The organism is Streptomyces sp. CBMA29 (assembly GCF_014596445.1).
Classification (GTDB): domain Bacteria; phylum Actinomycetota; class Actinomycetes; order Streptomycetales; family Streptomycetaceae; genus Actinacidiphila.
On the sequence record NZ_MECL01000130.1, the window covers coordinates 1 to 10,440 of the forward strand.

The 10,440-nt window shown below is 70.6% G+C and carries 7 protein-coding genes, 1 tRNA gene and 1 pseudogene; 8 read left to right on the forward strand and 1 reads right to left on the reverse strand.

Annotated elements, in window-relative coordinates:
• From BGM09_RS18305 to BGM09_RS18340, 8 genes are all read left to right on the forward strand, one after another.
• Window positions 1-331, forward strand: a 331-nt coding sequence (locus BGM09_RS18305; protein ID WP_188282699.1) for a DUF721 domain-containing protein, incomplete at its 5' end; no start/stop codon positions are given.
• Between the two features lie 325 nt (window positions 332-656).
• Window positions 657-2,657: a DNA topoisomerase (ATP-hydrolyzing) subunit B gene (gene gyrB, locus BGM09_RS18310; RefSeq protein ID WP_188282705.1), complete on the forward strand. Its 2,001-nt coding sequence runs from the start codon at window positions 657-659 to the stop codon at window positions 2,655-2,657.
• A gap of 41 nt (window positions 2,658-2,698) precedes the next feature.
• Window positions 2,699-5,350 carry a DNA gyrase subunit A gene (gene gyrA, locus BGM09_RS18315; RefSeq protein ID WP_188282700.1) on the forward strand — a complete coding sequence of 884 codons (2,652 nt, stop codon included), beginning with the start codon at window positions 2,699-2,701 and terminating at the stop codon, window positions 5,348-5,350.
• Window positions 5,351-5,353: 3 nt separating this feature from the next.
• Complete coding sequence (locus tag BGM09_RS18320; RefSeq protein ID WP_391042007.1) at window positions 5,354-5,968, forward strand: DUF3566 domain-containing protein; 615 nt, start codon at window positions 5,354-5,356, stop codon at window positions 5,966-5,968.
• 83 nt (window positions 5,969-6,051) lie between these two features.
• Window positions 6,052-6,125, forward strand: a tRNA-Ile gene (locus BGM09_RS18325).
• 178 nt (window positions 6,126-6,303) lie between these two features.
• Window positions 6,304-6,444, forward strand: a complete 141-nt coding sequence (locus tag BGM09_RS18330; RefSeq protein WP_223187219.1) for a DLW-39 family protein — start codon at window positions 6,304-6,306, stop codon at window positions 6,442-6,444.
• Between the two features lie 210 nt (window positions 6,445-6,654).
• Window positions 6,655-8,742 (forward strand): vWA domain-containing protein, encoded by a 2,088-nt coding sequence (locus BGM09_RS18335; protein WP_188282703.1) that lies wholly within the window; start codon window positions 6,655-6,657, stop codon window positions 8,740-8,742.
• Complete coding sequence (locus BGM09_RS18340) at window positions 8,739-10,139, forward strand: hypothetical protein (RefSeq protein ID WP_188282704.1); 1,401 nt, start codon at window positions 8,739-8,741, stop codon at window positions 10,137-10,139. The genes BGM09_RS18335 and BGM09_RS18340 overlap by 4 nt, the downstream gene beginning before the upstream one ends.
• A gap of 84 nt (window positions 10,140-10,223) precedes the next feature.
• On the opposite strand, the pseudogene BGM09_RS18345 reads toward BGM09_RS18340, so the two are convergent.
• Window positions 10,224-10,440 (reverse strand): annotated as a pseudogene (locus BGM09_RS18345) (serine/threonine protein kinase); the annotation flags it as partial.

Below are 10,440 nucleotides of genomic sequence, written 5' to 3' on the forward strand. Positions count from 1 at the left end.
CCGGCTGATCACCGAGCGCGGCTGGGAGGCCCCGGCCGCGGTGGGCGGGGTGATGGGCCGCTGGCCGCAGCTCGTCGGCCCCGAGGTGGCGCTGCACTGCGCGCCCGCGCGGTACGACGAGGAGGACTCCGTCCTGACCGTCCAGTGCGACTCGACCGCCTGGGCGACCCAGCTCCGGCTGCTGGCCCCGACCCTGGTGGCCCGGCTCAACGCGGATCTCGGCCACGGCACGGTGAAGCTGATCAAGGTGCTCGGCCCCGCGGGCCCGGCCCGCTCGTACGGACGGCTGCGCGCCCCCGGCAGCGTCGGCCCCGGCGACACGTACGGCTGAGAACGCGCCGGTGTCCGTACGGCGGGGGGCGCGTTCGTACGGCTCCCGTAGCGACTTCGCGCCGACCCTGCTCAGCGTAGCCGGGGGTTGACAGCCGGAAGCCCTGGACGCCCGTGTGAGCGGTTTTGGCACCAGGGCCGCGTGTAGGGAGTCGGGCGGCGGCGGTTCGGGACGGCACATGGGAACTCAGGTACCGCCAAAGCCCCATTCATGTCGGCGCTACCGGTAGACTGATAGGCAGACCGCCCTCCCCTGGCAGCAGACAGGGGGACACCAGCGGAACATGTCGAAGACGCAGCCGATCCCGCCCTGCGGGAGACGGCTCGTGCTGTGCCAGAAAGGGCGCTTCGTGGCCGATTCCGGCAACCCCAACGAGAATTCCAGCAAGTCCTACGACGCCAGCGCGATCACCGTGCTGGAGGGTCTCGAAGCGGTGCGCAAGCGCCCCGGTATGTACATCGGTTCGACCGGTGAGCGGGGCCTGCACCACCTCGTCCAGGAGGTCGTCGACAACTCGGTCGACGAGGCGATGGCCGGTCACGCGGACACCATCGACGTCACGATCCTCGAAGACGGCGGCGTGCGCGTCGTGGACAACGGCCGCGGCATCCCGGTGGGCATCGTCCCCTCCGAGGGCAAGCCGGCCGTCGAGGTCGTGCTGACGGTGCTGCACGCGGGCGGCAAGTTCGGCGGCGGCGGTTACGCGGTCTCCGGCGGTCTGCACGGCGTCGGCGTCTCCGTGGTCAACGCGCTGTCCTCCCGGGTCGCGGTCGAGGTGCGCACCGAGGGCCACCGCTGGACGCAGGACTACAAGCTGGGGGTGCCGACGGCGCCGCTGCTGAAGAACGAGGCGGTCGACGAGACCGGCACCACGGTCACCTTCTGGGCCGACGCCGACATCTTCGAGACCACGGACTACTCCTTCGAGACGCTGTCGCGGCGCTTCCAGGAGATGGCGTTCCTCAACAAGGGCCTGCGGATCGCGCTGACCGACGAGCGCGCCGACCACGTGGACGAGGAGGGCAAGCCGCTCGCCGTCTCGTACCACTACGAGGGCGGCCTCGTGGACTACGTGAAGTACCTGAACTCGCGCAAGGGCGAGCTGATCCACCCCACCGTCATCGACATCGAGGCGGAGGACAAGGACCGGCTGCTGTCCGTCGAGGTCGCGATGCAGTGGAACACCCAGTACAGCGAGGGTGTCTACAGCTTCGCGAACACGATCCACACGCACGAGGGCGGCACGCACGAGGAGGGCTTCCGCGCGGCGATGACCGGTCTGATCAACCGGTACGCGCGCGAGAAGAAGTTCCTGCGCGAGAAGGACGACAATCTGGCGGGCGAGGACATCCGCGAGGGTCTGACCGCGATCATCTCCGTCAAGCTCGGCGAGCCGCAGTTCGAGGGTCAGACGAAGACGAAGCTGGGCAACACCGAGGCGAAGACGTTCGTCCAGAAGGTCGTGCACGAGCACCTGACCGACTGGCTGGACCGCAATCCCAACGAGGCCGCGGACATCATCCGCAAGTCGATCCAGGCGGCCACCGCCCGGGTCGCGGCCCGCAAGGCGCGGGACCTGACCCGCCGTAAGGGGCTGCTGGAGTCCGCGTCGCTGCCCGGCAAGCTGAGCGACTGCCAGTCCAACGACCCGACGAAGTGCGAGATCTTCATCGTCGAGGGTGACTCGGCCGGCGGCTCCGCGAAGTCCGGCCGCAACCCGCAGTACCAGGCGATCCTCCCGATCCGCGGCAAGATCCTCAACGTGGAGAAGGCGCGGATCGACAAGATCCTCCAGAACACCGAGATCCAGGCCCTGATCTCGGCCTTCGGCACCGGTGTGCACGAGGACTTCGACATCTCCAAGCTCCGCTATCACAAGATCATCCTGATGGCGGACGCCGACGTGGACGGCCAGCACATCAACACCCTGCTGCTGACCTTCCTGTTCCGCTTCATGCGGCCGCTGGTCGAGGCCGGGCACGTCTACCTCTCCCGCCCGCCGCTGTACAAGATCAAGTGGGGCCGGGACGACTTCGAGTACGCGTACTCCGACCGTGAGCGGGACGCGCTGGTGGAGATCGGCAAGCAGGCCGGCAAGCGCATCCGCGAGGACTCGATCCAGCGCTTCAAGGGTCTGGGCGAGATGAACGCCGAGGAACTGCGGGTCACCACGATGGACATCGACCACCGGGTGCTCGGCAAGGTCACGCTCGACGACGCGGCCCAGGCCGACGACCTGTTCTCGGTGCTGATGGGCGAGGACGTGGAAGCCCGCCGCTCCTTCATCCAGCGCAACGCCAAGGACGTCCGGTTCCTGGACATCTGAGTCGGCCCCCACTGGCCGTGTGAAAGGACTAAACGACAGCGATGGCCGACGACACCTCCAACGTTCCCCCCGTGCCCGACGTGCCCCCGTCCGAGATGGACGAGCGCAACGAGTCGGGCGGCCTGCGCATCGAGCCCGTCGGGCTCGAGACCGAGATGCAGCGCAGCTATCTCGACTACGCGATGTCCGTCATCGTCTCGCGCGCGCTGCCGGACGTGCGGGACGGCCTCAAGCCGGTGCACCGCCGCGTGCTGTACGCGATGTACGACGGCGGCTACCGGCCCGAGAAGGGCTTCTACAAGTGCGCGCGCGTCGTCGGCGACGTGATGGGCACCTACCACCCGCACGGTGACTCCTCGATCTACGACGCGCTGGTCCGTCTCGCGCAGCCGTGGTCGATGCGGATGCCGCTGGTGGACTCCAACGGCAACTTCGGTTCCCCGGGCAACGACCCGGCCGCCGCCATGCGGTACACCGAGTGCAAGATGATGCCGCTGTCCATGGAGATGGTCAGGGACATCGACGAGGAGACCGTCGACCTCCAGGACAACTACGACGGCCGCAACCAGGAGCCGACGGTCCTCCCGGCGCGCTTCCCGAACCTGCTGGTCAACGGCTCGGCGGGCATCGCGGTCGGCATGGCGACGAACATCCCGCCGCACAATCTGCGCGAGGTCGCCGACGGCGCCCAGTGGTGCCTGGCCCACCCCGAGGCGTCCACCGAGGACCTTCTCGACGCGCTCATGGAGCGGATCAAGGGCCCGGACTTCCCCAGCGGCGCCCTGGTCGTCGGCCGCAAGGGCATCGAGGACGCCTACCGTACGGGCCGCGGCTCGATCACGATGCGCGCGATCGTCGAGGTCGAGGAGATCCAGAACCGGCAGTGCCTGGTCGTCACCGAACTGCCGTACCAGACCAACCCGGACAATCTCGCGCAGAAGATCGCCGACCTGGTGAAGGACGGCAAGATCGGCGGCATCGCCGACGTCCGTGACGAGACCTCCTCGCGCACCGGCCAGCGGCTGGTCATCGTCCTCAAGCGGGACGCGGTCGCCAAGGTCGTGCTGAACAACCTGTACAAGCACACCGACCTCCAGACCAACTTCGGCGCCAACATGCTGGCGCTGGTCGACGGCGTGCCGCGCACCCTGTCGCTGGACGCGTTCATCCGCAACTGGGTGAACCACCAGGTCGAGGTCATCGTGCGGCGGACCCGCTTCCGGCTGCGCAAGGCCGAGGAGCGCGCCCACATCCTGCGCGGTCTGCTCAAGGCGCTGGACGCGATCGACGAGGTCATCGCGCTGATCCGGCGCAGCGACACCGTCGAGGTCGCGCGCGAGGGCCTGATGGGCCTGCTCCAGATCGACGAGATCCAGGCCAACGCGATCCTGGAGATGCAGCTCCGCCGGCTGGCCGCCCTGGAGCGGCAGAAGATCATCGCCGAGCACGACGAGTTGCAGCAGAAGATCAACGAGTACAACGCGATCCTCGCCTCGCCGGAGAAGCAGCGGCAGATCATCAGCGAGGAGCTCCAGGCCATCGTCGACAAGTTCGGCGACGACCGGCGCAGCAAGCTGGTGCCCTTCGACGGCGACATGTCCATGGAGGACCTGATCGCCGAGGAGGACATCGTCGTCACGATCACCCGTGGCGGCTACGTCAAGCGCACCAAGACCGAGGACTACCGGTCGCAGAAGCGCGGCGGCAAGGGCGTACGCGGCGCGAAGCTGAAGCAGGACGACATCGTCGACCACTTCTTCGTGACCACCACCCACCAGTGGCTGCTGTTCTTCACCAACAAGGGCCGGGTCTACCGGGCCAAGGCGTACGAGCTGCCGGACGCCGGGCGGGACGCGCGCGGCCAGCACGTGGCGAATCTGCTGGCCTTCCAGCCGGACGAGCGGATCGCCCAGATCCTGGCGATCAAGGACTACAACGCGGCGCCGTACCTGGTGCTGGCCACCAAGGCCGGACTGGTGAAGAAGACCGCGCTGAAGGACTACGACTCGCCGCGCGCGGGCGGTGTCATCGCGATCAATCTGCGCGAGTCCGGCGCGGTGGACGGCGACGCGGACGGCGAGGGCGCTGTGCTGGCCACCTCCGACGAGCTGATCGGCGCCGAACTGGTCTCCGCGGAGGACGACCTGCTGCTCGTCAGCCGTAAGGCGCAGTGCATCCGCTTCACCGCCACGGACGACGCGCTGCGCCCGATGGGCCGCGCCACCTCGGGCGTGAAGGGCATGAGTTTCCGTCCAGGTGACGAACTCCTCTCGATGAATGTCGTCCGGCCCGGTACGTTCGTGTTCACCGCCACGGACGGCGGGTACGCGAAGCGCACATCGGTGGACGAGTACCGGGTCCAGGGGCGCGGCGGACTCGGCATCAAGGCGGCGAAGATCGTGGAGGACCGCGGTTCTCTGGTCGGCGCTTTGGTTGTCGAGGAGACCGATGAGATCCTGGCCATCACGCTCAGCGGTGGGGTGATCCGTACGCGGGTCAACGGGGTCAGGGAGACGGGCCGTGACACCATGGGCGTCCAACTGATCAACCTCGGTAAGCGGGACGCCGTCGTCGGCATCGCGCGGAACGCCGAAGCGGACGACGACCCGGAGTCGGCCATCGTGGCCGAAGCCGGTGAGGACGACGGAGCGGTCGCGGGCCTGGAGCCCGTGGCCGGTGAACCGGAGGAGTAAGCGGTGAGTGGAGCCACGGGCGCCGCAGGTGGGGCGGGCAGGACCGGGGGTGCCCATGGCTCGGCCAACCTCAACGGCCCGCAAGAGGGGGGATACACCGTGACTGACACGCGTCAGCCGCCGCCGCACCAGCCGGCGCAGGCGTACGCGCCGCCGGCACCCGCTACACCTCCGCCGACGCCGGGTTCGCCCGCCGCCGCGGGGGTGCGCAGGCCGCGGCCCGCGGCCCGGTCGGTGCCGCGCACCCGCAAGGCGCGGCTGCGGATCGCCAAGGCCGATCCGTGGTCGGTGATGAAGGTGAGCTTCCTGCTCTCCATCGCACTGGGCATCTGCACGATCATCGCCGTGGCGGTGCTGTGGATGGTGCTGGACGCGATCGGCGTCTTCAGCACCGTCGGCGACACCATCAGCGAGGCCACCACGTCCGAGCAGGGCGGCAGCGGCGGCTTCGACCTGGTGTCGTTCCTGTCGCTCTCCCGGGTGATGGTCATCACGTGTGTGATCGCGGTGATCGACGTCATCCTGGCCACCGCGCTGGCCACGCTCGGCGCCTTCGTCTACAACCTCTCGGCGGGGTTCGTCGGCGGTGTCGAGCTGACCCTGGCGGAGGACGAGTAGCCGTCCGTCAGGGCGGCTGGTCGGGGCGGCGGATACCGATTTTGGGACATGGCCCAGGGTGCGCTAATCTTTCGGTGCAGCGCGGGGCTATAGCTCAGACGGTTAGAGCGCTTCCCTGATAAGGAAGAGGCCCCAGGTTCAAGTCCTGGTAGCCCCACCGCGTGAAGGCCCCCAACCGCAAGTCGGTTGGGGGCCTTCGGTGTGTACGGGGGGTGTGAAGCCGCGCTGTTGAGGGTAGAGACAGTGGCCGCACAGGTCACCGTTCGGTATCGGCCGCTGTGTATAGTCGGGCGCGTCAGAAGCTCTCCCCACGGAATCAAGGAGGAGGTCACGCGATGAAGAAGTTTCTCCTGGTCGCCCTGGCCGCCGTCGCCGGACTGTTCGTATACCGACAGATTCAGGCGGACCGCGCCGAGCAGGACCTGTGGACCGAAGCCACCGACACGGTTCCGGCGGGATCCAGCACGACCGTGTGAACCGTACGTACTGTCTTCGGGCCCCGGCCGCACTCATGGGTGAGTGCCGCCGGGGCTTCGCTGTTCCCGGGGGCCGTGGGGAGGGGGGCCGGGGGGGGGCGGGCCTGCGCGGCTGTTGCGGGACCGTGACAGGAACCGCTTGAGTTTGCCTGAGCAAATCCTTAGGTTTGCTCTTGCAAACGAAAAGTCCTGCGAGGGGGATGTGACGGCATGGAACGACGACCACCACCGGGGCGGGGAGCCGCCGCCGGCGCGCTGCTCGGGGTGCTGCTCCTGGCCTGCGCGACCGTGCTGACCGGCGCGGGAACCGCCGCCGCGGCCCCGGCAGCACCCGCTGCCCCGGCCGCCGGTCAGGACGGCAGTCTGATCATGGTGCTGGACTCCTCCGGCTCGATGGCGGGCCCCGACGGCTCGGGCAGCACCCGGATCGCCTCGGCCCGCAAGGCCGTCGGCTCCGTCGTGGACTCGCTGCCGGACGGCTACCCGACCGGACTGCGGGTCTACGGCGCGGGCAAGCCGCACGGCTGCGACGACACCTCGCTCGCCACGCCGGTCACCCCGCTCGACCGGGACGCCGTCAAGCGCGCGGTGGACGCCGTACAGCCCAAGGGGGACACCCCGACGGCGCTCGCGCTCACCAAGGCGGCCGACGACCTGCCCGCCGACGGGCGGCGCACGATCCTGCTGATCTCGGACGGCGAGTCCAACTGCGGCGCGCCCAAGCCGTGCGACGTGGCCGCGCGGCTCGCGGGCGACGGCAAGGACGGCATCGACCTGCGGATCAACACGGTCGGATTCCAGGTCAAGGGCGCGGCGCGCGACGAGCTGGAGTGCGTCGCCCGCGCCGGGCACGGCTCGTACTACGACGCCCCGGACGCCGCCTCGCTCGCCCGCCAACTGGTACGCGCCTCCCAACTGAGCGCGGACGCGTACCGCTTCGAGGGCACCCGGATCACCGGCGGCGACTCGGCGGAGCACGCCGCCGCGATCAGCACCGGCCAGTACCTCGACACCATCGGCCCCGGGGAGACGCGCTGGTACGCGGCCACGCTGGACGGCGTCTCGACCGCCGACGCGTCGGTCACGGCGGCCCCGCAGCCGGGCGTGCCGGTCACCTACGGCGACGGCCTGGAGCTGAAGCTCACGGGGACGGGCACGTACGCCTACTCCTGCGACACGCAGTCCGCGCACTTCGGGCAGAACGAGGGCGCGATGACGCTGACCGGCGCGGTCAGCCGGGTGCCGTCCGCCGACCACAAGGACAACTGCGACAAGGCGGGCCGCTACCTGCTGTCGGTGCACCGGACCAGCGCGCCCGCCTCCGACCGGAGCCGCTGGCCGGTCGAACTGCGGCTGGACGCCGAGGCGCCGCTGCCCGCGGGCACCACACCGGCCGCCGCGCGGACCGACTACGGGACCGCGCCCGCGCCCGTCACCGGCACGCCGAAGGACCTCGTCGGCGGCACCGGCTTCAACGACGCCACACGGGTCGGCGCCGGCGTCTGGCGGGACCACCTGCTGCCCGGCCAGACCCGCTACTACAAGGTCCACCTCGGCTGGGGCCAGCAGCTCACCTACGCGGCGGAATTCGCCAACGAGCCGGTCCTGGACGACTCCTCGTCCCACGCGTCCACCTTCGTCACCACCTCGGCCTTCGCGCCCGGCAGGCTCCCGGTCGAGAGCGCGTCCGACGCCCGCGGCGAGCGCTCGTACTTCGGTAAGCCGCTGTCGGTCGGCCTCGGTACGGTCCCGGTGACCTGGACCAACCGCTGGACGGTCGGCGACCCGGCCGACACCGTGCACAGCGCGGGCGACTACTGGATCGCGGTCGGACTCGGCCCGAACGCGGCGCAGTTGGCCAAGAACGCCGCTGTCGGCGTCATCCTGCGGGTCGCGGTCACCGGCGACGAGCTGGCGGGCCCCGAGTACCAGGCGCCGAAGCTGGCCCAGCAGGGCGGCGACAAGAACGGCGCGAGCGGCGCCGACGGCGGTACGAAGGGCCGGGCCGCCGGGGACGGTTCCGGTACGGGCTCCGGTGCGGGTTCCGGCATCGGCCCGGTCACGGGCAAGGACATGCTCGCGGCGGGGACGGGCGGCGCCGTGGCGCTGGCCGGGGTCGGGGCGGCGGCGCTGATCCGCCGCGCCAGGGACCGTCAGCGGTTCCGTGCACAGGCCGACACGCTGGTCGGCACTCACGTCGGCGCCCAGTCCGGCATTCAGCCCGGGACTCGGCCCGGCACTCGGCCCGGCACTCAGCCCGGGACTCGGCCCGGCGACAACTACAGGGGTGGAGCATGAAGCGCCAACTGACGTTCACCGCGGCGGCGGGCGTGCTCGCGCTCGCCGCGCTCCAAGGGCAGGCGGCGGCCGACACGGCGTCACCGTCCGCGCCCCCGTCCTCCACGTCGGGGTCGTCCTCGGCCGGTTCCACGGGGGTCCCGACCGAGGCCCCGGCCACCTGGAAGCCGGAGGGCACCGCCGTCTCGGGGGCGGAGACCACGGCGGACGCGCCGCCGTTGAAGGCCGCGACCACGTACCGGGACATGATCAAGCCGAACGAGACCCGGATGTACGGGATCACGCTCGACGCCACGTCCTCGGCCTACGCGTCGGCCTTCGCGCTGCCGCCGACCGGCTCGCGGGTCGCGTACAACGACGGGCTGGAGCTTGAACTCCAGAGCGCGGACGGCACCACCTGCGACAGCCGGGACTCCAAGTTCCGCGACGACGACGCGACCCGGCCGATCGGCTCGGCGGTCGCGCGGCTGGCGGGCGTCGGCTCGTCCTGCCAGGAGGCCAACCAGTACACGCTGTCCGTGCACCGGACGAGCGCGGGGACGTCCGACCCCGGCGCGTGGCCGCTGGAGCTGCGCTTCGTCCTCGAACCCGCGCTGAAGGCCGGGACGACGGCGCAGCCCGCGCCGAACTTCGGCTCCGCGTCGCCGACCCCGCTGACCGCGGGCACGCCGCGGCAGGCCCGCGGCGGCCCCAGCTTCGAGACGGCGGCGGCCGTCAAGACCGGCATCTGGAAGGACAAGGTGCTGCCGGGCGAGACCCGCTTCTACAAGGTGCCGGTCGACTGGGGCCAGCAGGCCACCGTCTTCTCGGACTTCTCCAGCGCGCCGGCCAACGGCGACAGCGCCACGTACATCGGCCAGGGCGTGCGGCTGACGGCGTACAGCCCGGTCCGCGAGCTGATCGACTCCGTCGACCACTCCTACTCCGGCGCGCCGACCTCGCTGAACGAGCGGCTGGCGCCGGTCTCGTACGCCAACAGGGCGGGCAGCGCCACCGATGTGGTGCGGGTGCGGTACGCGGGCTGGTACTACTTCGCGGTCACCGTGCACCCCGACGTCGCCAAGGCGGTGACGGGCGCGGTGCCGGTCACCCTGCGGGTGGACGTCAAGGGCGAGGCGCTGCCCGCGCCCGCCTACGACGGTGATCCGGGCGCGGCCGACATCGGCGTCAGCGCGCACGACGTCTCGGCGGCGGACGGCTCGGGCACCGGGTCGTCCGGGTCGTCCGGGTCGTCCGGCAGTTCGGGGCTGCGCTTCCTCGCCTTCGGTGCCATGGGCGCCGGGACGGTGCTGCTGCTCACGCTCGTGGTGTGGTTCGTCGCCGCCCGGCGACGGGCGGCGCGGACGGCGGACGCGGTGCCGCCGCAGCCGGGGTACGGGCCGCCGCCTGCCTGGTAGCAGGCGTCTTATATGGGTGCGGGTAACAGTCGCTCTCCTGGAGGGCGACTGTTACCCGTTTCTGCGCGGATTACGGGACAGCCCTTAGGAGGCCAGCAAGGCCAGGATGCCGACGACGAAGCACAGGACGGCGACGACGAGGACCGGTACGACGACCTTGGCCGAAGGGCCCGGCGCGGGCGCGCGGACCGGGAGGTGGGCGGAGACCGTACCGGCGCTGTGACCGGCGGCGGGGTCCGCGGGGTCCGGGCCGGTGCCCGCCAGGCCGGTGCCCGCCGGGTCGGGCAGCGGGCGCGTCGGG